General features: G+C 35.2%; 18 protein-coding genes, 1 pseudogene and 1 riboswitch. Of the genes and pseudogenes, 15 read left to right on the top strand and 4 right to left on the bottom strand.

Translation table 11 applies throughout. From position 1 onward, the window contains the following. Positions 1-887: 887 nt before the first annotated feature. Positions 888-1046, bottom strand: coding sequence for a hypothetical protein (locus tag ACQKMR_RS12350; protein WP_427697560.1), 159 nt, complete (start codon positions 1044-1046; stop codon positions 888-890). A gap of 524 nt (positions 1047-1570) precedes the next feature. Here ACQKMR_RS12350 and ACQKMR_RS12345 point away from each other — a divergent pair. The 6 genes from ACQKMR_RS12345 to ACQKMR_RS12320 all read left to right on the top strand — a co-directional run bounded on the left by ACQKMR_RS12345 (position 1571) and on the right by ACQKMR_RS12320 (position 8878). After that, positions 1571-2455 carry a hypothetical protein gene (locus ACQKMR_RS12345; protein ID WP_427697559.1) on the top strand — a complete coding sequence of 295 codons (885 nt, stop codon included), beginning with the start codon at positions 1571-1573 and terminating at the stop codon, positions 2453-2455. A gap of 622 nt (positions 2456-3077) precedes the next feature. Beyond that, entirely contained in the window at positions 3078-4697 is a 1620-nt protein-coding gene (locus ACQKMR_RS12340) for an amidohydrolase (RefSeq protein WP_427697558.1), read from the top strand. A 113-nt stretch (positions 4698-4810) separates the two neighbouring features. Next, positions 4811-6043, top strand: coding sequence for a Zn-dependent hydrolase (locus ACQKMR_RS12335; protein WP_427697557.1), 1233 nt, complete (start codon positions 4811-4813; stop codon positions 6041-6043). Between the two features lie 190 nt (positions 6044-6233). Then, positions 6234-6434 carry a DUF3311 domain-containing protein gene (locus tag ACQKMR_RS12330; protein WP_427697556.1) on the top strand — a complete coding sequence of 67 codons (201 nt, stop codon included), beginning with the start codon at positions 6234-6236 and terminating at the stop codon, positions 6432-6434. After that, entirely contained in the window at positions 6431-7921 is a 1491-nt protein-coding gene (locus ACQKMR_RS12325) for a sodium:solute symporter family protein (RefSeq protein ID WP_427697555.1), read from the top strand. Before ACQKMR_RS12330 ends, ACQKMR_RS12325 begins: the two co-directional genes overlap by 4 nt. A 90-nt stretch (positions 7922-8011) precedes the next feature. Beyond that, positions 8012-8878 (top strand): nitrilase-related carbon-nitrogen hydrolase, encoded by an 867-nt coding sequence (locus tag ACQKMR_RS12320; protein ID WP_427697554.1) that lies wholly within the window; start codon positions 8012-8014, stop codon positions 8876-8878. 130 nt (positions 8879-9008) lie between these two features. On the opposite strand, the gene ACQKMR_RS12315 is transcribed toward ACQKMR_RS12320, so the two are convergent. Next, complete coding sequence (locus tag ACQKMR_RS12315; RefSeq protein WP_427697553.1) at positions 9009-9572, bottom strand: peptidoglycan-binding domain-containing protein; 564 nt, start codon at positions 9570-9572, stop codon at positions 9009-9011. Between the two features lie 459 nt (positions 9573-10031). On the opposite strand from ACQKMR_RS12315, the pseudogene ACQKMR_RS12310 reads away from it, so the two are divergent. After that, positions 10032-10184 (top strand): annotated as a pseudogene (locus tag ACQKMR_RS12310) (permease); the annotation flags it as partial. 744 nt (positions 10185-10928) lie between these two features. On the opposite strand, the gene ACQKMR_RS12305 reads toward ACQKMR_RS12310, so the two are convergent. After that, complete coding sequence (locus tag ACQKMR_RS12305; RefSeq protein WP_427697552.1) at positions 10929-11303, bottom strand: DUF2294 domain-containing protein; 375 nt, start codon at positions 11301-11303, stop codon at positions 10929-10931. A 243-nt stretch (positions 11304-11546) separates the two neighbouring features. After that, a riboswitch (cyclic di-AMP (ydaO/yuaA leader) is annotated at positions 11547-11688 on the top strand. Between the two features lie 715 nt (positions 11689-12403). Between ACQKMR_RS12305 and kdpA the strand changes: the two genes are divergently transcribed. The 7 genes from kdpA (at position 12404) to ACQKMR_RS12270 (ending at position 22969) form a co-directional block, all read left to right on the top strand. Then, positions 12404-14077, top strand: coding sequence for a potassium-transporting ATPase subunit KdpA (kdpA, locus tag ACQKMR_RS12300; protein WP_427697551.1), 1674 nt, complete (start codon positions 12404-12406; stop codon positions 14075-14077). Between the two features lie 22 nt (positions 14078-14099). Further along, the gene (gene kdpB / locus ACQKMR_RS12295) at positions 14100-16139 is read left to right on the top strand and encodes a potassium-transporting ATPase subunit KdpB (protein WP_427697550.1); all 2040 of its coding nucleotides are present in this window, start codon (positions 14100-14102) and stop codon (positions 16137-16139) included. Between the two features lie 24 nt (positions 16140-16163). Beyond that, positions 16164-16721 carry a potassium-transporting ATPase subunit KdpC gene (gene kdpC / locus ACQKMR_RS12290; RefSeq protein ID WP_427697549.1) on the top strand — a complete coding sequence of 186 codons (558 nt, stop codon included), beginning with the start codon at positions 16164-16166 and terminating at the stop codon, positions 16719-16721. 63 nt (positions 16722-16784) lie between these two features. Next, complete coding sequence (locus ACQKMR_RS12285; RefSeq protein WP_427697548.1) at positions 16785-19109, top strand: universal stress protein; 2325 nt, start codon at positions 16785-16787, stop codon at positions 19107-19109. Positions 19110-19713: 604 nt separating this feature from the next. Continuing rightward, positions 19714-20178 carry a YjfA family protein gene (locus ACQKMR_RS12280; RefSeq protein ID WP_427697566.1) on the top strand — a complete coding sequence of 155 codons (465 nt, stop codon included), beginning with the start codon at positions 19714-19716 and terminating at the stop codon, positions 20176-20178. A gap of 90 nt (positions 20179-20268) precedes the next feature. Further along, positions 20269-20709 carry a YjfA family protein gene (locus ACQKMR_RS12275; protein ID WP_427697565.1) on the top strand — a complete coding sequence of 147 codons (441 nt, stop codon included), beginning with the start codon at positions 20269-20271 and terminating at the stop codon, positions 20707-20709. 460 nt (positions 20710-21169) lie between these two features. Then, positions 21170-22969, top strand: a complete 1800-nt coding sequence (locus ACQKMR_RS12270) for a S9 family peptidase (protein WP_427697547.1) — start codon at positions 21170-21172, stop codon at positions 22967-22969. Between the two features lie 468 nt (positions 22970-23437). Here the strand turns inward: ACQKMR_RS12270 and ACQKMR_RS12265 are convergent, their stop codons facing one another. Beyond that, on the bottom strand, positions 23438-24151 hold the full coding sequence (locus ACQKMR_RS12265) for a class I SAM-dependent methyltransferase (RefSeq protein ID WP_427697546.1): 714 nt from the start codon (positions 24149-24151) through the stop codon (positions 23438-23440). Between the two features lie 178 nt (positions 24152-24329). Between ACQKMR_RS12265 and ACQKMR_RS12260 the strand changes: the two genes are divergently transcribed. After that, the gene (locus ACQKMR_RS12260; protein ID WP_427697545.1) at positions 24330-24587 is read left to right on the top strand and encodes a hypothetical protein; all 258 of its coding nucleotides are present in this window, start codon (positions 24330-24332) and stop codon (positions 24585-24587) included. Positions 24588-24604: the final 17 nt, after the last annotated feature.

The raw sequence follows: 24604 nt of genomic DNA, 5'->3' as shown, positions 1-24604 counted from the left end.
ATCAGTTTAAAAGAATACTATATTCATTCCTAATTCAATTAGGGAGGTTGCTAAGGCAGCCTTTTTCTTACGGAACTAACGGGGCAGTTTAGTTGTATAAGAACTGGTGTAATTTGGAAATAAGTGGTGCTAATTCAAAAACGGAACAGAAAGAAAAGTTTAATTATAGGAACAACACTGAAAATGTAAGAAATAGTATAGAACTAAATAAAAGTATTTTAGATTTTAACGAAACAGTGAGTAAAATGATTGTTGAAAGTTCTTTATTTCCAAGCAGTTTAACCTATAATAGTATAAGAATGTCGTTATTTATCGAAACAAAATAAAAGTTTGTTGCTAAATTTGAGGTTTTGAAATGGAAAATATATTTCACTATATTTATTCTTGTGTTGGTATTTTAGTCGGTTTATATATTTTTATTACACGAAAAGAATCCAGAAAATCACTATTAATGCTTTTGTTGTCCATTATTGCGTTTTATAATAGTGCATACATTTTTTATTTTGTAACTTACCCCTTCAATTTAATTGGCACATCATTAATACTCGTGCTCTGGGTTGTTATTCTTCAACTTGTTAAAAAATTCAATTCAGGAAAAGAGCAAGTATTCTGGTATGTTTGCATATGGTATGTGGCAATAAATCATTTTTTACATTATATTTTCGACCCACTTGCTGAAAAAAATATTTGGTATGCTGGAATATTTTTCATATATACGAATGTTGGATTAACTTCACTTGCAGTATATTATTTTATCTGGGTCTATAAGAAGAAGTAGTTGAATAAGTTACACATTTTAGGAGGAACTTATTAAGTAAACTATGAAATAAAAGAGTCTAGTATATTTTTATACTAGACTCTTTTATTTTTTTAAAACCTAAAACCTCCTATTGAGATTTTTTATTATTTAATCTCCCATAAATATAAATAAATAACCCTAATAAAAATGTAGGTACTGCTATTGAAACTGAAAATATTTTCATAACAAGAAATAAAATAGAAATACCCATTAAAATTTGTCCAACAAAAGTAATATATTTTTTCATATTATGTATCACCTTTCTTTGTTTATATTCTAACTAACTGTTTAAATTATTGGTAGAAAAATACTTTTGTATTGCCAAATTGAATTGCTGCCATAAAAAATGTAGACCTTCAATTACGAAGATCTTTGTTTAAAAATAAAAACAACATGAATCATTAACATAGCCTAAAACAAAAAAGACTGTTGGAAAAAGGGGTTCTACCTAAATGTTAAAACAAAGTTGATTGGAACGAAAGGTGCGAGACTCCTGTGGGAAAAGCGCGTCCAAGCGAGACCCCACAGGCGCAAAGGGCGCCGAGGAGGCTCCCGGACCGCCCTACGTTCCAATCAATGTTCAAATTTTACAAATCCTCAAAAAAAACTGTAGACAAACTCAATTATTTATCGAGTTTGTCTACAGTCTGAACTGCTGTATATTAGCAGTATTGTTTTCGGTGCTTTGTGAAACTATTTGAAGCCCTCTACATTATAGAAATATTTTGATACAATATTTTAGTAAAGAGGACCTCAAAGGGAGCGATTTTCTTGGAAACTTTTCAAAGAGAAATGAATCATAATAGAGATGAATTCAGAAGAATTAGATGGACAAAGCATCGTGAACAAGTCACAGGATTATTCGATGCCGTTTTTTTGAAAAAAGGTTTAGTTGATAACGTAGCAATATTTGGAGCAGGCAATTGCGATGATCTAGATTTAGACCATCTTGCGACTAAATGTAACTCCATTTATTTATTCGATATAGATGTAGAAAGTATGAAAAAAGGTACTAAGAATTTTTCGGAAAGTACTCGTAATAAAATCAAACTGATTGAATTCGATGTAACAGGGTTGAATAAAATAGATTTTGAACATAAGCTTTCTTTTTTGCTTGAGCGTAGGGAAAAAGTCAAGGATATTGTACGATTTATGAAAGAAACTGAGAATCAGTTAGGTCAGATAGCAGATGGAGTTTTCGCTGATTATATTAATCATTTTGATATCGTTGCAACATCCGCAATTTATACCCAATTGTTTTATAATTGGGCAATAGATACACTTTCTGAATATGAGCACCAATATGAGAAGGAAGAATTAGAAAAGATTAAGGATGGATTTCTCGATCTAAGAGATCAGATTGTACTTACCTTGCATCACTCCATTTCTAAATGTTGCATTGAAAATGGGTTTTATATTACATGGTCTGATATTTTAAAGATAGAGGCTGAATATATGGAAACTATTAATAAAGGGTTTAATGCTATCTTTGCTTTAGCCTCTAATATTGGGTATGGTGCAGCACTGATTGGAATAAAAGATTTTATGGAAAAAGTGGATAAAAGTGAACTATCCCTTAGATATTGGCCATGGGACTTTAATGAAAATAAACAGTATTTGACTATGGGGCTTATTGGGAGGTTTCAAGAGATTTAATAGGTAAATGAAAAAGAAGAAATTTTAAAGGATAGATAAAGCCATCTCATTGGCTTTATCTATCCTTTTCTACTAAGAAAATGTCTTCCTCCAAACATTTCAAAGAATACCACTCTGTTAAAGGGAGATGAAAAGGGAATTTTTGTTATGTATGAATTGAATTCTATAATTCGTATTGCGTGTTAGAATATTCTCTTTCAATAAGGGGTATATGTAGATGACTATCATTACTCTGCTTTCTCTATATCCTCCTTTATTACGCCTCGACAAAAAGGTAATTTTACCCCTGGATAATTTGTGAATAAGACATAATCATATGAAAAGTATAAAAAATCGATGAAATTTTTAACTTTATGTCTAATGTATTTAATTTCTAATGTAGATATAATGAAACTATTAAAAACTGAATATTCTAAATTGAATAGGTAGGATACCCAAGGTATGAAATCCTAATATTGGGATTTTACGGTGTGTCCTAAGTTCCTTGAAATCGTAAAAGGACGAGTGTAAATATTTAAAGAATACTAGAATTATTTTTGTTATAAAAATAGGAATTAACAGATCAGAAGTAAGCTTTTAAATACTGATTCTCTAAAAGCGTAATTCAATAAGGGGTGTGTTTATGCAAGCTGATATTGTGTTCATTAACGGAGAAGTTATTACAGTTGATCAAAAGAATAAAGTAGTCGAAGCGGTAGCGGTGATAGGGAATCGTATCTCAGTTGTTGGCTCAAATCAAGAAGTTACGGGTTTTATCGGTGAAGAAACGAAAGTGATCGATTTGCAAGGAAAAACACTACTTCCAGGATTTATTGATTCTCATATTCACCTTATTTTATACGGAGTTAATCAGTTGGCAGTAAGTTGTAAGGCTGATCATATCGAATCTGTAGGGGATTTGTTAAATGATCTGAAGGAGAAAGCATCAACAATCCCTAAAGGGGAATGGATACGTGCTTGGGGATTCAATGAAACGGTTGTGAAAGAAAAGCGTTATCCAACAATAGCCGAGTTAGATGCAATTTCAGTCGAACACCCAATTATAGTATCTCGTACATGCAGTCATATAAGCGTGGTTAACAGCAAGGCGTTAGAGATTGCCAAATTTAATGAAAACTCTGAGAATCCTACAGGAGGGATCATTGAAAAGGATAAGACTGGAAGGTTTACAGGCAGATTAATTGAAACGGCAAATATGATAATGACTGAAATTGCAAGTTATACAGAAAGTGAACTTATGAAAGCTGTGAAAATTGCATCAGAGCATTTCGTTGAAGCTGGCATAACAAGTATTCATGAAGCAGGTGCATATGGTCCTGAGAGTTTCCGTTTACTTCAACAAGCTGTTAAAAGTAAGGATATTCGTGTTCGTATATATGCAATGATTGGTTCATTAAATAATTCTCATGAATTTGTTAATAAAATGGTAGAAGCAGGTGTGGTAACCGGTACTGGGGACGAAAGATTCAAAATTGGACCTGTCAAATTGTTTACAGATGGAAGTAGTACTGGTCCTACGATTGCCACTCGTGAGACATACTCAAGTGATCCTGATAATTTCGGTATTCTTTATTATAGTGAAGAAGAAATCTATCAAGTTTTAGGACAAGCACATAAAAAAGGCTATCAAATCACTGTACACGCTCAAGGAGATAGAGCGATTGAAATGTATTTAAATTGTGTAGAAAAGGCGTTGGAAGAATCTCCAAGAAAAGATCATCGCCATAGAATTGAGCATGCGGGGATTTCGTCGCCAGATTTACAAGAGAGAATGAAAAATCTCGAACTCATCCCTATCCCAAACCCTCCATTTCCTTATGAATTCGGGGATATATATATTCAACACTATGGTAATCGAGTCAACCACATGTATGCTGTGCGTGATTATATTGATAATGGCATCTTAGCAGCTGGTGGTTCAGATGCTCCAGTTACTGATTATAACCCTTTATTAGGTATTCACGTTGCTGTAAATAGAAGAAGCCAGTCTGGGGCGGAAATAGGTGTTGCTCAATCGATTAGCGTAATGGAAGCCATTAAACTATACACCTGGAATGGCGCCTTTGCGAGTTTTGATGAAGATATTAAAGGCAGTATAGAGGTAGGCAAGTTGGCAGATTTAGTGGTTTTAACTGACAGTATTTTAAAAGTTAGCCCGCTTCATATAAAAGATTTACTAGTAGAATCAACGATTATAGATGGTGAGATTCTATATCATAGAGAATCATTAGTGGAAATATAATCTATAGTATTGGGTCTTTTACATTACTTTTTCAATGCGAGAATTTGAAAAGTGTAAAGCCGAAGATAGAGCTTTAAGAAATTTTGCAGTTTATTTGAAGGGGGATATGCTTTATGAAAAAACAAAAATTATTAATTAATGGTGAGAGGTTAAGTAATACGCTTGAAAAATTTGCGGATTTTGGACGTACAGTAAACAATGGAGTCACTCGCTTATCACTGACTGAAGAAGATCGATTAGTTCGTGATTACTTTTGCTCTTGTTGTGAAGAATTGGGAATGACCATAAAAGTTGATGATTTGGGGAATATTTACGCTACTTTAGCAGGAACTGAAAACAAACCGCCGATTGTAATGGGTTCACATATGGATACAGTAAAAAAGGGTGGACGGTTTGATGGCATCTTAGGAGTAGTAGCTGGTTTAGAAGTGGTGCGAACCCTAGTAGAAAATAATATCAAACCCAAAATTCCGGTAATGATTGTTAATTTTACTAATGAAGAAGGAGCCAGGTTTGAACCTTCTATGATGTCATCTGGAATTCTTTCAGGAAAATTCGAAAAATCTATTATGCTACAAAAAACAGATAGTGAAGGAACTACTTTTGAAGAAGCATTAAATACTAGTGGGTATGCAGGTGAAGTAGAGTCTCGTTTAAAAGAGGCCACAGCATTTTTAGAGTTGCATATTGAACAAGGACCTATTCTTGAACGTGAGTCACTAACCATTGGTGTTGTTGAATGTGTTCTTGGAATGGTTTGCTATGAAATCGAAGTAACAGGGGAATCTGATCATGCCGGAACCACTCCTATGAATATGAGAAAAGATGCTTTCTTTACTTCGAATAGCTTAATCACAGAGACTCGTCAAAAACTTGGTATGCTTGACGATGATTTAGTTTTTACGATGGGAAGGGTAAATGTGTTTCCTAATATTCATACGGTTATTCCAAATAAAGTTATTTTCTCGTTAGAAGCTAGACATAAGGATCCAAAAACGATTAGGCAGATTGAGGAAATAATTAAAGGGCTTACAACATCCGGTTCAGAAGATGGCTGTGAAATCCAAGCAACAAAATTATGGGACCGGGATACCGTTTGGTTCGATAAGTCAATCTGTGATTTGTTAGAACAATCTACTAATTCATTAGGTCTTTCATATAAAAGAATGGTAAGTGGAGCTGGTCATGACGCCCAGTTCATAGCTAGTTATATTCCAACTGCCATGGTTTTTGTACCAAGCATTAATGGTAAAAGTCATTGTGAAGAAGAGCTTACTACATGGGAAGATTGTGAAAAGGGAGTAAATGTGATATTAGAAACTGTACTTGCCATACAGTCCAAATAAACATTCTTAGAAAGAATAATTAAAATAGAGTTCATTTGTAATTTGTTTGTAGTTTGGATTGAAGAACATAAACGGGTGACAAATGATGATTCATCAAACCATCAGTAATGGATAAAAAAACCTTACTGATGGTGATTCACTTAATTTAAAGATTAACTATCGAACCTACGAATTACAGGGAGGGTATAATTTGAAAGCTATTAAGCTATTGCTCTGGATACCATTCATAGGGTTTTTAGGTTTTTTGCCCTATGCAAATAAAATAGAACCTTACATATTAGGAATGCCTTTTTTGTTATTTTGGGTTTCATTTTGGATGGTGATGGCATCGGCTATTTTAATGTTTGTATATAAATTTGATCCTGATAATAAAGGGAGTGATCTAGAATGAATATCTCATTATTTATTATTTCTATCTTCTTAGTTCTAGCTCTTTATTTAGGGATAAAAGCAAGAAAAGGAAAGGATATGGATATGGAGCAATTTGCCGTAGGTGGCAGGGGCTTCGGTACATTCTTCATTTTTCTACTAATTGCAGGTGAAATTTATACAACATTTACGTTTCTTGGCGGAAGTGGATGGGCTTACTCAAAAGGTGCAGCGGCTTATTACGTTCCTGCATATATATTCTTAGCCTATGTACTATCTTATTGGTTAGTACCTAAAGTTTGGAGATATTCAAAGCAACATTCAATTATCTCTCAACCAGATTATTTTGCATCTAAATACAGCAGTCGCTCAATGGGGATGATAGTGGCAGTTTTGGGAAGTTTGGCACTCGTCCCTTATATAGTTATACAACTCAAAGGGTTAGGAATAATAGTTTCAGAAGCTTCTTACGGAGCAATTTCACCAGTTTCAGCGAGCATAATCGGTGCTATCGTTGTAACAACTTATGTAATGATATCAGGTATACATGGCTCAGCATGGACCGCTATACTTAAAGATTTTATGATTTTGGTGGTTGTAATATTTTTAGGCATTTATATTCCGTTTCATTACTTTGGAGGAATTCAGCCAATGTTCGAGACAGTTCAGGCTGCTAAACCTGAAATGTTAATCTTAGCTGATCAAGGGTTGAGTCAATCCTGGTTTATCTCCACGGTTTTGTTAAATGCTTTAGGGTTTTATTTATTACCACAAACATTCATGGTTGTTCTTTCGTCAAATGGAGAAAGAACACTTCGTAAAAATGCAATTGCTTTACCACTATACACTTTGTTATTGCTCTTTGTCTTTTTCATAGGTTTTACAGCTATTATGGAAATCCCGGGTTTGCAAGGGGCTGATGGAGATCTTTCGCTTTTAAGGTTAGCGATTCAAACATTTGATCCATGGGTAATCGGTTTAATCGGAGCTGCAGGCTTATTGACAGCTCTAGTGCCGGCCTCCGTTATGCTAATGGCTGCATCGGTAGGGTTAACAAATAGTTTTTACAAAGTTTTGGTTCCAGCAGCGAATGAGAAACAACAGTTAATTGTTTCAAGATTGATTATTATTGGTATCTCAATCATTGCCTTAATTGTTACTGTAACAGGTGGTGAAGCACTAGCGATCTTGAATATCATGTCATATAGTCTAATTACTCAATTAGCACCAGCATTATTTTGCAGTTTACCAAAAAGCAATATAATTAATAAATATGGAGCAATTGCTGGGGTATTTGCTGGAGTACTTATTGTTTTATATGCGACAATTTCAGGTGTGAAAATTGCTACATTTCTGCCGAATATACCACACGTAATTAATGACATCAGTACAGGTGTTATAGCTTTGTTAATAAATATAATAGTAACGTTTATTGTAAGTGAACTAACTAAAAATATTTCTATTCAGGATAGGCAAATGAATGAAATAAATAAAAGTAATATTTCCTGAGGCTTACTAGATCAAGTAGGGCTTTGGCCGTTTGTATGTAATTCATGATTATATCGTTTCTACATTAAGATATAAATTGGGAGGGGTTCTGTGAAAGTTAAAATAACTGCTTGTCAATTTCGTGTAGAAAAAGCAGCATCTTTTAATGAATTCCAGAAACAAGTAGAAGACTTAATCAATCAAGTACCCGAAAACTCAGATTATATCATTTTTCCTGAACTGTTAACTATCGGGTTATTAGCGACTTTTCCGGATCAGAATGCTTCGTCATTAATCAAGATCGACGAATATACCACTCAATATAAAGAACTTTTTAGTTCAATTTCAAGAAAAAGAAAGCAGGTTATCATTGCAGGCTCACATCTTGAATGTCGTGAAAATGAGTACTTTAATATTGCATACATTTTTGATAAAGATGGATCTTATGTTGAACATAAAAAAACTCATATCTTTCCTGCTGAAGCAAATTGGCAAACATCTGAAGGGAATAATCTTGAAGTGTATTCTATAGGTCCTGTAAAGATTGGCATAGCAGTGTGTTATGAAGCAGAGATACCAGAAATATCAAGAATACTAAGTGTAAACGGAGCAGACATTATTTTCTGTCCTTCATACACTTTTACTGAGGCTGGTTTTTGGAGAGTACGTCATTGTGCTCATGCACGTGCCATTGAGAACCAAGTATACTTTGTTCATTGTCCTACTGTTGGTGAACCAGGGGACCCTCTACCGAACGGATATGGGCGTGCAAGCATATTAAGTCCTTGTGACAAAGCTTGGCCAGCCAATGGGGTAGTAGCTGAAGCAGAAGCTAATAAACATACAGTAATTACCGGAGCAGTGGATATTGATGAACTATATGAAAATCGGAAAAGTGGTGCAGCTACAACATTTAAAGATCGAAAGCGCCGTAAAGATGTTTATACTAAGTATGAGCCTTATAAGCTGATGACATAATGTACAACATATTTTGTTAAATAGACTCTATTGTTATGGTAATGTAAGGCTGTCGAGAAACCCTCGACAGCCTTATCTATTTGTCGAGTCGATACTTATGTTTACATGATGGCTAATTTATTCACACAGCCTATTCTTGATAATTAAAGAGAATGTCCCAGGTTTCTGGACCAACAATTCCGTCTACTTGTAATCCGAATTTTTTCTGGAATTCTTTCACTTTGACTTGAGTTTTTAGTCCGAAAATACCATCCACTTTAATTGATCCCCCTGCGTCATTAAGACGTGCTTGAATTCTGGTCACACTCATACCTTGATCTCCAATTTTAATAACATGACCTGGATAAGGAAATTCAGTTTGATAGAGCGCAGTCCAAGTGGAAGGTCCAACTATTCCATCTGTGTTCAAATGTCTTCGCATTTGAAATTCTTTGACCTTCTTAAGCGTTATCGAACCAAAAATGCCATCCACAGAGATTGGGACATTGTTCTTGTTTAATTGGTTCTGTACTTTGCTCACTTCAGGTCCTCGATCCCCGTATTTTATGACATGACCCGGGTAAGGATCACTTGCATTTACATAATGAGTGGTGGATTTGACGGTCGTTGATGCTTCAGTCATTGTAGGGAGTAAAATTTGAAGTGCTATGAATCCAGCTGTAGACACTCCTATTAAGGATTTTTTCATGCTCATAGACATTTCCTCCTTAAATATTAAAATGGTAAACACAACTTGGTTATAACTCTCATTCTCCTTTTTGCATATTTTGTATGAAATGTAATTATATACTCTGTTGAGTTCTAATGCAAAAAATTCATGACAAATGCAAGTAATCTTTAAATCTTGGACATTTGGACATAATGATACTACTGCGCTGCAAAAGGTGTTGAATCTGTATGGAAAACCAAATTTGTTTATAGTAACATTATCACCCAAGTATGGATTGCTAACAGTGAGATGATACCCGCGCGGTACAAATTGAGCTCTTGTAATGTAGTGGAAATGATGGAAGTACGTGGCTTGGCTTACTCAACAATAAATATACCTGCTTCCACAATGATATAGTAATTTGATGTTGTTACGTTTATAGTCTATGTCATAAGATTAATAATATGGTAATAATACACTTCTATAAACAAAGTTAAGGTGAGGATGCTTGCTGTGTCAGTCTTTTTACAATTGAATACAATACTTATTAGTATCTTAATATTATAATCATTTCCGTTTGTGTTAATCGAGGTTTTTGTGGCTGGATTAATACAGATATTTGTTAGTGAAAAAATGGTTGGGAAGGTAGTACCGAAGACAAACTAATACAAGCAGTTATTACGGAGAAGAAGATTATTAAGAGTTAAGGGAGGAGAAATTTAAGGCACTCTCCACAATAAAAGAGTATTGTTTTTAAATGATAAAAACTAACTAAAAGGATTAGATATCCTATATAATTTCCCAGGGAACTTTATGGACAAAACCATTGAGTTTGATGGTATTACACATTAAGGAGAAGCAGTGAGTGCTAAACAGCTCTCTGTAATGCGATTCCAAGTTATACATTGTATCGCTGATTCAGGAGAAATAATCCTCAATTTATTACCAGCCATTCAAAGCAACTATTTCGTATCTCATAGTAAAAGATTTGGATACAATTGAAGATTCTGACGATCCCTACCTATAAAATGTATTAAATTTCTGGAATTTATAAAATGCAGAAACATAATAAGTACTAATAACGGTCTTTGTATTTAATGAAAACGTAAAAAACATCGGTTAAGATGACAACATTCATAGCCATCCTACAGATGTTTTTTATCAAAAAAGATCAATAAAATAATCCAGCTTTCGACCATATCGGTTACAGGATGTTATTGATGAATGGGATAAACAACCAGCAAATTTGTTAGATAAAAATAATCTTAATATAATATAGGGGCTTATTGGAATCGTATCTAGAACCTTTAAGGAAATGTTATGTACTAATTCTAAACAAGTTCGTTAAAAAACTTCAATACTTTTTATCTTCATAATTAATTTCAAATCAAGTACTATTACCTATTTGATAGTTTCTATGTACCTCTCTAAATCCTTATCCATAATAAAAACTTCGATTCTTTCACCTGTTTTAGTGCTAATATCACTATGGGAGGAAAGAACCTTGCACCCAGTATGATCTTCAACTATTTTTTCATAATCCTTGGTGTACATTTCACGAAGAAGCGAGCGCATTTTTTTTACAAGTTTTTTGCCGGAATTGTGACTGACAAGGTGCTTTTCTTCCACTGTCAGGACACCTTTAAAACGAGTAATCAACATGTCATTAATTATGTATGTTTTGGCTTCCTGTGGTCCTCTGCCTATCAGATCACGCTGGAACTTAATAAATGCTTCACTTATCTCAGCCTCAAGTTTCTTTTTAGAATTTAACATATTGCCTCCATTTTTTCTCAGTAATTTATGGAGTTTATCATAATGCCCCATCTAAGTTCTTGTCAATATAGTTTGTAAAACTTTAGAAAAATACGTAATAAATAGTATTTCTGAGTAAATAAAGGTTTTATTGGATAAATTTGATTGAAATGGACTTATATGAACGAATTTGAAGTTTTTTCGAGATTTAATGAGGTTTACAAACCTTCAATGGTGAGCGTAGAATAATCCTCATAAATAACAATTTGATATCGGCCAAATCTCAAGTAATTGAGAACGGAGGACCCACTATTATTGGGGTTAATTCTGCATTTGCAGAAGGGATGAGACACTCTTTCGCCATCCTACCCGTCAGCTAACTTCGTCGGCTAAAGCGAAGGAGGTCATTAGACCACCTTAATTCAGGAGGCTTTTTTTGTTGTGATTAAAGCAAAAAAGCAACCTGTCATTTCAGTAGGTCTTTTTATTATGCCTATAAATGAAAAAGGTTTCTTGGAAGACTGATCGCAGAGAGAGCTGTATAGCTTGCTAGGCGTTAAGTAGACCAATGAGTACTTTTTCTCCAACTATATGTTTGCTTGTGCAAGTCATTCTTTTTTCCGATGCGTGAATGTTTTTTACGCTGCTGGAAACTGAATAGAATTTGCATGGCTACATACTGGAGAGAGAGTAAGCATTGGTCTATTTTTTTATGTTTTAGTAGTCAGGAATATCTAACCCAAGAAAAAATTAAGCGTGGAAAACAAAAAAAGTAAGGCATGTGTAAAAGAATGGGAGCTGATTGTGTCATCGGCTTTTAACAAACAATGCTCTTTAGATCAATTGCCAGTAATTATTAAGCGGTGGAAAAAAGAAATTTATTCTTAATGGTTGTTTGGAATGAGAAGGGAGAAATTCACATGGATTTTGTATCGATATTACTTATAGCTATAACTTTTTTTCTCTTTTTAGGATTTATTCTTTTTTGTAATAAAGTTATAGAAAAAGAGGGAGAGTAGAGAATGTTTTTATTTCTTATCGTCGGAGCGATTACGTTGTATTTAATTCATGCTCTAATTTATCCAGAAAAATATTAATAGTTACTAACGGAGGAAAAGTAAATGGATTTTTTACAAATTGGCTTGGTATTGGTTCTTGTCGTTTTATTAGCCATACCGATGGCCAAATACTTAACGAATGTTTATTCCCTTGAAATAACAAAACAAGATCGCATGTTTAGCTGGATAGAACGAGGTATTTTCAAACTATCTGGCATTGATACAAATGATATGAGTTGGCAGCAGTATGCCAAGTCACTGCTATTGAGTAACTTAGTCATGTTTATCATCTCATACATTATCATTCGCCTTCAAGGTATCTTACCAGGTAACCCTAGTAAGATAGACAACATGGATCCGTTATTGGCATTCAATACTGCTGCAAGTTTTCTTACGAATACCAATTTACAGCACTATAGCGGAGAATCAGGACTTTCTTATTTATCCCAAATGGCGGTAATAACATTTCTGATGTTTACAACACCTGCTACTGGTATTTCATTATGTATGGCATTTTTTAGAGGGTTAACAAATCAGCGGAGTATAGGAAACTTTTATGTGGATTTAACTCGTTCGATTACTCGGGTGCTACTTCCATTATCTATTTTGATTGGTTTAGTTCTAGTGTCACAGGGGGTGCCGCAAACACTTAATCCTACGGCAATTGCTACCACATTAGAAGGAGCTACTCAAAATATAGCAAGAGGTCCAGTAGCGGCATTAGAGTCTATCAAGCATTTAGGCACAAACGGAGGTGGATTCTTTGGAGTCAACTCAAGCCATCCATTTGAGAACCCTAATGGATTAACGAATGTCTTAGAAATCATATCGATGTTTCTTCTGCCAGCTGCTCTTCCATTGACATTTGGGTATATGGCGAGAAATAAGAAACAAGGCTGGATCCTATTTTCAGCGATGGGATTAATGTTGCTTATCTTCTTAAGTATTACGTACTTCAATGAAAATAATGGGAACCCAGCATTAGAGAAAATAGGTCTCTCACAAGAGAATGGAAGTTTAGAAGGAAAAGAGGTTCGTTTTGGTATTGCTCAGAGTGCATTATTTACAAGTGTGACAACAGCTGCTACTACAGGCTCTGTTAATAATATGCATGATACCCTTACTCCACTCGGAGGCATAGCACCACTGGCAATGATGATGTTGAACTGTGTATTTGGCGGTGATGGGGTCGGGACGATAAATATCCTAATGTATTCAGTAATGGCTGTATTTATTGCCGGTCTTATGGTTGGCCGTACACCAGAATTCTTAGGTAAGAAAATTGAAGGACAGGAGATGAAACTAATAGCCATAACGATTCTTCTGCATCCATTAATTATCTTAGTACCATCTGCCATTGCTTTAGCGACACAAATGGGGTCATTGGCTATATCAAACCCAGGTTTTCATGGTATTTCACAAGTAGTTTATGAGTTTACTTCTTCTGCAGCCAATAATGGTTCTGGTTTTGAAGGTTTAGGTGACAATACACCATTTTGGAATATTTCCACTGGTTTAGTCATGATGTTTGGCCGTTACTTCTCAATGATTGCAATGATTGCTGTCACTGGATCATTACTCGCTAAGAAACGTGTTCCAGAAACAATCGGAACATTTAAAACAGATAATTGTACGTTCCTTGTCATTCTTTTAGCTACTGTTTTAATTATTGGAGCATTGACCTTCTTCCCAGTCATTGCACTTGGACCAGTTGCTGAGTGGCTTACGATTAGATAAATGTTGAAAAGGAGTATTCCAAATGAGTACAAAGCGTAAAGCAAACATAAATAAGAAAATGGTCTTTGAGGCGATTAAAGGTGCATTCAATAAATTAAATCCTAAAGTAATGGCACGTAATCCTGTCATGTTTGTAGTTGAAATAGGGTTTGTTATTACACTACTACTTTCTATATTTCCTACCCTTTTTGGTGGAGTATCAGATAGAGGATATAACCTGGCAGTGACCATCATTTTATTCGTGACGATTCTTTTTGCTAATTTTGCTGAAGCGCTAGCAGAAGGACGTGGAAAAGCACAAGCAAATAGTCTTAAAAAGACAAAGCAGGAAACTAAAGCAAGGTTAATCCAGAAAGATGGCAGTATAAAAATAGTCGATGCCACCGAACTACGCAAGGGAGATACAGTTTTAGTGAAAGCCAATGATTTAATTCCAACGGATGGTGATGTAATTGAAGGAGTGGCTGCTGTAGACGAATCAGCAATTACTGGTGAATCAGCCGCTGTAATAAAAGAGTCTGGTGGCGATTTTAGTTCGGTAACAGGTGGAACAAAAGTTATTAGTGACTATATCAAAGTAAAAGTAAGTACTGATCCTGGGGAATCTTTCCTTGATCGTATGATTAACTTGGTAGAAGGAGCTAAAAGACAAAAAACACCTAATGAAATTGCCCTAAGTACTTTGCTTGTTAGTTTGACACTTATCTTTTTGCTTGTATGTACTACGCTAGTACCTATTGCTTCATATATCAAAGTGACATTGCCAATCGCTACCTTAATAGCATTACTGGTGTGCTTGATTCCCACAACAATCGGAGGTCTACTCTCTGCTATAGGAATAGCAGGAATGGACAGAGTAACACAATTTAATGTAATTGCGAAGTCTGGAAAATCGGTAGAAGCAGCTGGTGATATTAATACGATCATCCTTGATAAAACGGGAACCATCACACATGGTAACCGCATGGCTGCTGCCCTTATACCGGTTAGTGGTATAAGCCAAGAAGAGCTTAACAAATTTGCGGTATATTCATCTTTACATGATGAAACTCCAGAAGGCCGTTCTGTCATAGAATTTGCAAAAAAATCCGGCTTGTCTGAAAAAGAATTAGATAAAAATGGTACGGAAGGAATAGAGTTTACAGCTGAAACCAGGATGAGCGGAACTGACTTTACTGATGGGAAAAAGGTCAGAAAAGGTGCAGTTGATGCAATAATCGAATACATCCTGTATCAAGGTGGAAAAGTCCCAAGTGATTTAAAAGACATTAGTGATAAAGTGGCAATGCAAGGCGGGACGCCACTTGTTGTTATAGAAGGAAATCGTGTACTCGGTGTAATTTACTTAAAAGATACAGTAAAGCCAGGAATGAAAGAACGTTTTGATGAGCTACGAAAAATGGGTATTAAAAGCGTAATGTGTACCGGAGATAACTCATTAACAGCTGCTACTATTGCAAAAGAAGCTGGAGTAGATGATTTTATAGCCGAAGCAAAGCCTGAAGACAAAATTTCCGTTATTAAGCGGGAACAAGCGCAAGGTAAACTTGTAGCCATGACTGGAGATGGTACAAACGATGCGCCTGCGTTAGCACAGGCTGATGTAGGATTGGCAATGAATACAGGAACAAATGCAGCAAAGGAAGCAGCTAATATGGTGGATTTGGATTCAGATCCTACAAAAATCATTGAAGTGGTAGCCATTGGAAAACAGTTGCTCATGACCCGAGGTGCCTTAACCACATTTAGCATTGCGAATGACGTGGCTAAATACTTTGCGATAATACCGGCTATGTTCATGCTTGCCATACCTCAAATGGAGGTGCTAAATATTATGGGGTTAGCAACACCTCAAAGTGCGATATTATCCGCCCTGATATTTAACGCCATTATCATTCCAATGCTAATACCATTAGCCATGAAAGGGGTAAAATATGTTCCAATGAGCGCAACAAGATTACTAACAAAGAACTTATCTCTTTATGGATTAGGCGGAGTGTTAGTTCCTTTCATCGGGATAAAATGTATTGATTTAATACTAGTGATGTTCAGAATTGCTTAAAATTAAAAATAAGGGTGAGAATTCATGTTAAAGAATATACGTGCGGTTTTGGTGCTACTAGTTATTTGTGGAATTGCGTATCCGTTACTGATGACAATGCTAGCTCAGGTGATAATGCCTGAAAAAGCAGCTGGCAGCTTAATAAAAAGTGATTCGGGTGAAATTATTGGCTCTGAATTGATTGGCCAATCTTTTGAAGATCCTGGTTACTTCCATGGTCGTATTTCTTCTATTAAATATGATGCAGCTGGATCTGGTACACCCAACTATTCACCATCGAATGAAGAAATGATTGAACGGACCCAAAATGATATTAAAGAATTTTTAAAAGAAAATCCTACTGTTGATCAAGATGATGTACCTTCTGACTTAATGACAAATTCGGGTTCGGGACTAGATCCGAATGTTTCTCCTTATGGTGCGAACGTCCAAGTTCCACGTATTGCTAATGAAAGAGGGTTATCCGAAAAAGCTGTATATAATCTTATTGACAAATATACGGAAAGCCGCTCATTGGGAGTTTTTGGTGAACCCCGAATTAATGTTTTGATGTTAAATATTGCATTGGATGAACTTAAGTAATTCAAATTAGGAGAGTTTTTTCTAATCTCCTTTTTCTTTAGATGTAAATCTGGAGGTGGAAAAATGTCAGAAATATTTCGAAGAAAAACATCAGATGAAATTCTGCAGTCAATCTCTAAAATAAAAAAAGGCAGGCTGAAGATCATACTTGGGGCTGTGAGTGGTTCAGGGAAAACCTATCATTTGCTCCTTGAAGGAAACGAGTTAAAAAGACGGGGGATAGACGTTGTTGTAGGAGTAGTTAGTGCGACTAGCAGTTCTAAAACACTTGAGCAATTAGGGGGACTAGAAATTATACCCTCTATTGAATGGGAACAAAACGGTCAAGTAAGACAGGATTTGAATATGAAGGAAATTTACAAACGAAATCCAGAAGTAATTTTAATTGACCAATTAGCTTATAACAATCATTCATCTGCTACAAACCAAACTAGATTAGAAGATGTTAAAGAATTAATCAGCAATGAAATCAGTGTCATAACAACAATAAATATTTATGAGTTGAAAGGGGTGAAGGAAGTGGCAGAGCAATTACTACAACTGCCACTTCACTTAGTTAAAACTGTACCCGAAGATACATTGACGCTAGCTGATGAAGTACGACTTTTAGATGTTACGCCGGAAGCCATTTTAAAACGTCTCCAAGAAGGGGAAATAGGAGAAAGTGATAAACAAGCCAAAGAACATGTGCAATTATACAATAAGAATAACTTAGCGGTGCTTAGGGAACTGTCACTGCGGTTTTTGGCTGGAGAAGTGGAAGAGGATCTAACTGAATATAGAGAAGAGGAAGGGTTATTGGGACCTTCCGGTGCTTCGGAACGGATTTTAGTATGTGTACAATATCATTGGAATGGATCCATCTTAATACGAAGAGGGGATCAAATTGCGAAACGTTTAGGAGGGGAGTTATTGATTGTTAGCTTTATTCCAACCCAAAGAAAATTATCTAAAGAAGAAGAGATTTTTAAAAGATCCATGCAAAAACTCATTAATAAATTAAATGGAAAATTTGAAGAACTGACAATAAAAGGGGAAGAAATAGCTGAAGAAATAGTTGAATATGCCATGCAACATTATATAACACGAATTATTATAGGCCACTCTAAAAGGACGAGATGGGAAGAGATTATTCATGGTTCAATAGTCAACAAAATATTGAGAAAAACGAAAAATATTGATTTGTTTATTGTAGCAGATCGTGCAGAAGTACATGGAGAAAGAGTAATACCCGCTATTCAGTCAAAGATAAGGGGGAAAAATCCATATCGAAGGCTTTCTCCTGATGAAATAAAAGAAAAGATACAAGGGGTAAAAAGAGGTACGTTAAAAATTTATATTGGGGCTGCACCCGGTGTAGGAAAAACATATACCATGCTGAGGGAAGCCAATCAATTGAATCAAAACGAAATTGATGTTGTGATTGGATTATTGGAAACACATGGACGGAAAGAAACAGCTGCGCAAGTAGGAACGTTGGAAACCATACCGCGAAAACATATTCCATATAAAAATGTAGTACTGGAAGAAATGGATCTTGAGGCCATAATTATACGCAATCCTGAAGTAGTGCTGGTAGATGAATTAGCACATACGAATGTACCAGGAAGTAAAAATCCAAAACGTTATCAAGATGTAATAGTCCTTCTGAATGCAGGGATTTCCGTCATTTCCACAATGAATATTCAACATGTTGAAAGTTTAAATGATAGTGTAAAACAAATAACAGGAGTGTGTGTAAGAGAAACCGTTCCTGACAATGTTCTTCAATTTGCAAATGAAATAGAGTTAATTGATCTCTCCCCAAAGGCACTTAGACAACGGATGCAGGAGGGATATATATATTCTATGGATAAAGTAGAACAGTCCCTTAGCCACTTTTTTAAGACACGAAACTTGATTGCATTGAGAGAGCTTGCACTCCGTGAATTAGCAGATGATGTGGACGACAGATTAGAGTCATTAATACGAAAAGAGGGAGTAAGAGGGCGGTGGAGAAAAGAAGAAGTAATCTTTGTCTGTGTAAATCTTAGACCAGAATCTGAGTGCCTGATTAGAAGAGGATTTCGGATTGCCTATCGTCTTAAAGCCAAGTGGTTTGTTGTGTACGTTAAAGATCAACCAACTCTGTCAAATGATGAGCAGAATATGCTCAATAAAATCATAAGTCTTACGAATCGATTAGGTGGTAATTTCGAATTATATTCAACTGCAGACCGACGATTAGTAGTTGGTGAAATAACTAAACAATTACAAGATAAAAAAGCGACACAAGTTATCATAGGGCATTCAGCAAGATCGAGATGGCAAGAAATTAAACATGGTTCAATTGTTGCTCGTCTACTAAGAGAGGCTAGACATCTTGATGTTCTGGTGGTAGCTGATTAAATGACTTATGATTATTTTATCAAAAAATCCCTCTATAAAAATGTTCTAGATAAAGTTTTTGATAAACTTAGATAGCCTTAGGTTATAAGAATCCTACCGAATACTTCCTACTAGTGAAACAACCTTCACTACCTCCAGGAGTTTTTTATTCATTTTGCTTTGGTTCATATAATAATCGGTATTTATAAAGAAACGGAAAAGAATGCTTACAAATGCTCGTTTTTCTTTAATGAACTTGCCTACATTCAATTGGTTCCTGTCCCGTTTACAACAAACAAAGAACGAGCCCAAAACTATTATGTCTTTGGGTCCGTGCCAAATACCCCGACAACGTAGCTTGTTGGATTGCTGTATACGAAAGGTCCATGTATATTTTCTTAGTATTACACCTATTTATAATCAAAACTCATGAGGACTGATAGTTTTACGTCTGTTTTACAGATGAAAAAACGAGACATATCAGACTGTAAAAGCAGTAGCAAGATATATGATAAATACTGTCCGTAAAGTATTTCATAAATTTAGGGAATTTTACACTTACAGAAATATCCAGAAATTGTAATATAGAGGGTGAATAAATTTCATGAAGGGAATGATTGATGTAATGAAAAGAATGGTTTTATGTATTTCATTGACTTTTGTAGCTTTTTTTGTCCTTTTTGGCTCCCTTGATTTCTTTACCAATAAGGCATCTGCAGAAACCCACGCCTATGATGGAAAAAGTCCTTACTACAATAGTTGTGCGGCTAGTGCGGTTACAAAGAAGAATTTGAAAATTTATTTAAATGGTGCTTCTGCAAATTTAGAGTTGAAATTCAGTACTACTTGCAAAACCGCTTGGGCTAAGATTACTCTAAGCAGGCCAGCTAAAACTAACGGAGAGGCAACGGCATTAGTCGTCCGGAACACTGATAATAAACAATTTAGTTGTGCATCTCCTGGAGGAAATGGGGAGATTAATAAAGGTCAAACTACATGTTATACACCTATGGTATATGATTTAGACCCGCGAAAAGCACAAGCAGTTGCATTTTGGCCATATACGGCAGGTGAAACTGGCTGGTATTAATCATAAAGCAAAAGCCTTCTTCTACTTTTATGTAAAGAAAGGATGAACGACTTGAATCATAAACTTAAAATGATAGGTTTATCTTTAGTAATGATGTTGTCGATGTTTGTTATTGATTTTTTTGTATTTGGAAATAATCAAGCACTAGCCGAAAATCATAATTATGATGGAAAAAGCCCTAACTATAATAGTTGTGCAAGCTCGGCTGTAACAAAGGATACAAAATGGATTGATTCCGTTTCGTATGTAGAATTGAAATTCAGCACTACCTGTAAAACCGCCTGGGCGAAAGTTACTGTTACACGTCCGGCTGTATACAATCATGAAGCAGACGCTAGAATCGTTCGAAGCACAGATGGTAAAGCCTATACGTGTAACAGCACAGGAGGAAATGGTGTTGTAAATAAAGGGCAGACCTCATGCTATACACCAATGGTATATGACTTAGATCCACGCAAGGCCCAGGCCCAGGGGATACATGCAATCCCTAATAGTGACGCCTATAAGAAAGCAGTATCTATTTGGTATTAGAAGTGTTCTTTGATCATCATACAATGATTAGATGATAAAAATTTCTTCACAACAAGCCCAGCAACTTTTTTTTGGTGGATTTGTCAACTGAAAGATAGCCATTCCATTGGAGTGGCTATCTTTTTACTTTTTCCGAATGGCGCCCCTTTCCATCTGGATCTGGCTTAATACCCTATGATAACATGTGTCGCTTTTTGGTCTTGTAATTGATTCAAAATTGGGATGTGTACAAAGAGTACTATGAAAACTTTGTATTACTAATTCAATTATAGTGGTTTGTTGAGAAGTATTTTATCTTGTAATGGTGATTATATAATTACGAATCATCCGAATAAATTGATTGGTACTTTAGGTCGGAGCAATAATTAAAAGTAGCAGTTTTATTTTTAAATATTAGGTAAAATATGGTATGATAATTACAGATTTTTCATTATATTAAAAATATAAGGAGTTGCAAACTATGATTTCATTTCCTAAACCTGATGTCGAGCAGTTTTTACGAACTTTTTCTATTGGTGATTTTGCAGTTAGTCTAGATGAAAAGCAGCTGGTTTTTAGTACGAATTTGAGTGGCAAATATAATTTATGGGGGATGAATCTGCCAAACACCTTCCCTTATCCGCTCACATTTGTGGATCAAAGCTGCCAAGGTCTTTTATATGATAAGCAAAGCAGGTTTATTATTGCTGGATTTGACCAAGACGGCAATGAAAATACTCAATTTTACGGGATTCCCTTGCAAGGTGGGGCGATGAAGGAAATTGTCTATCATGAAGATACTCGTAATTTTATGCCGATGTTATCGGAAGACAGCAGTAAACTTTATTACACTTCATCGAAAGGAAATCCTTCCTATTTGAATGCCTATTGTTTAGATTTAGAATCGGGGCGTGAAACAAAGGTTCTAGAAGGAAAGGATGCAGCAACGTATTTATATGGCTTTAGCCCAAATGAAGAAATCTTACTTTACTATAAACACTTTGCTAATACATATACTCTTCTATATGCGAAACGTGGTAATGAAAATATCCTGCTTACGCCTCCTACTGAGAAACAACACACAGTTAATGATGGTGTTTTTGTTTCAGATTCAATGATATATTTACTGACTGATTATGATTCAGATTTTACCTATTTGGCTTCATACGACCTTGAAACAGACCAATTCAGTAAAGTTAAAGAATTGGAAAATGAGAGTTTTGATGGCTTAAAATATAGTAAAGAGCATCAATTATTATATGTAACTAGTCAAAAGGGTGTAGAGGATCATTTATATGAATACAATCTCCAAACTACTGATTGGAAAAAGCTTTCTTCCCCTTGCAGTGTCATAGAAAAGCTTGAAGTCGCTAAATCAGGCACTCTGTACTTATTAGGAAGGAGTGCAACTAAGCCTCATAATATTTATAAACGATTGGGAAATGAGTGGATATCATTAACTCAGAATTATGTTCCTGGAGTATATTCAAATGAATTAGTTGAACCGGATGTCATAACATACCCGTCATTTGATGGTATTGAGATTGAATCGTTGTTTTTTAGAGCAAAAAAGGAAAATGATAATGGTGAAGTCATTTTCTGGCCTCACGGAGGTCCACAAGCGGCAGAACGGAAATTTTTTAGAGCTTCATTTCAGTTCTTTTTAAATCATGGGTACAGTATTTTCGCTCCAAACTTTCGTGGTTCTTCTGGTTATGGTTTGGAATTCATGAAAATGGTAGAAGGAGATTGGGGATATGGGCCACGCTTAGATAATGTCGCTGGTCTCGATTGGTTGATAAAACAAGGATATGCGCAAAAAGGAAATATTTTATTAATGGGTGGAAGCTATGGTGGTTATATGGCTCTTCTTCTACACGGTCGCCATGCTGATTACTTTAAAGCAGTTGTTGATATTTTCGGTCCATCTAATCTATTTTCATTTATCAATTCGGTTCCTGAAGACTGGAAGCCAGTTATGGATCAATGGGTAGGAAATCCGGAAAAAGATAAAGAAAAGCTCATTGAGTATTCTCCAATCACTTATTTAGACTCTATGACAAAGCCAATGCTTGTTATTCAAGGTGCAAACGATCCTCGTGTCGTCAAAGAAGAATCAGACCAAATTGTGCAAGCATTAAAGGATAAAGGAAGAGATGTTGAATATATGTTGTTAGAAGATGAAGGACATGGCTTTTCCAAGAAAGAAAATGAGATTGCCGTCTATCAAAAGATACTTTCATTCTTTAATCAATTCGTTCGGTCAAAAGAGAAAGCATAAACTAAATTCCCTGTCTTGGACTCCTCCGAAGCTACAAAGTTTATGAAACTATTAGAAATTACCAAATAATAATTGTATAACCTTGAACAATAAATTAGGATTTTGAAGGAAATAATTCTTCAACAGGACAAAAACACTAATTTAGCTGACACAAATTTTATTTAAGCTATTTCTTTGTAAATAAAGCGGAGTCCTTAGATGTAATAAGAAAATTAAGGAATTTAAAGTGAAAAAGAGGTTGTTTCAAAATTCGGACAGCCTCTTTAAATTTTTTTATTAATTAATTTAAAGATGAAAATATGAAGCCGATTTTACGATAATTTCATTCCCTTGGAGATTTTATACTTTGCACAGTTTGTTAGTTACGAATTCAAGTGGAATTTATAATTGATAGAGATGAATAGAGAAAACAACTCCCTTATCAGATTTGTAAAAATATTTGCATATATATATTAGAGTTTTATTGGGCTATTCCTTATTTGCCCTAAATACTCTAAATCCCAAACTGTTTCCACAAGTTAGGACAAGCCGATAATGTTCCTCTATGATTTGTTCCAAAGATTCATTTAAAGGAAGAATTAGGTTATCGACAGCTGATGAATTTTTTAATTCTTCTAAAACTGTATTCGACTTTAGAATTTTTAGATTTTTAAATCCCTCCTTTTTGAATGCATTTAACCATTCCGATTGTGTCAAGACATTCGTTAAATTATAGAATTTCATTATTTCCTTTTTTTGATTAAGGTTAAGTTCAGTCTCTGCCGTCATATCAATAGAAATCAAAGTACCACCAGGTTTTAGGACTCTATAATATTCACAAAGCGATTGTTGAATATTAGTGAATGCTGTTGTGGATTCAGCCATGATAAAATCAAAATAATTATTAGTAAAAGGTAAATCTTCTATGGAATTCATATAAACATTACTGGGTATGTTAGCTTGTTGAAATCGTTGGTTTGCATGTTTTACCATCTCAGGGTGATTATCCAATGCGAAAACTTGGCAAAGAAAGTGTTGAGCCAAGAATTGAGATGTTTGCCCTGTTCCGCATCCAGCATCAAGGATTTTTGTGGATTGGTCTATTTTTTCATTCTTTAAGAGTTGTTTAGTTAGTTCAAATCCTCCAGGATGAGCCCCTTCAATTCCTAAGAATGCTAAGGCGTCTTGGTATGAATGATTCATTGCATTGTCTCCTTTAAAAAAGTAATTCATTTATTTTATGCAGCTGAATCAATACGTGATTGAAATCAACAAAAAGGTAAATTTGAAACAGACTTTTCATTTGTATTGGGTGTTTAATCTATGCAGGCTAGTCCCCGGATGCATACCATGTAGAACGATTAACAAGGGGAGTATTAAAATGGGAAACCACAATTATTATCATAGGTGCAGGCAAGGTGTTGGAAGACCAGTAGAAATTCGTACAAATAGAGGGACGGTTCATCGTGGAATTATACATCGGGTTACTCCTAACCGTGTTTATATTCGCCCAATTGATGATGGTGGTAACATTGGAGGATTTGGTTATGGTTTTAATTCTGGATTTGGTCGCGGGGCTGCTTCTGGATTTGCCTTTGGGGCAATTTCGTCCTTAATCTTTCTTGCATTTCTTTGGTAGTAAAATAAAATAGAACA

The sequence above is a fragment of the Peribacillus sp. NPDC096540 genome (assembly GCF_050278525.1).
In the GTDB taxonomy this organism is placed as follows: domain Bacteria; phylum Bacillota; class Bacilli; order Bacillales; family DSM-1321; genus Peribacillus.
This window is presented reverse-complemented; position numbering and strand designations above follow the sequence as displayed.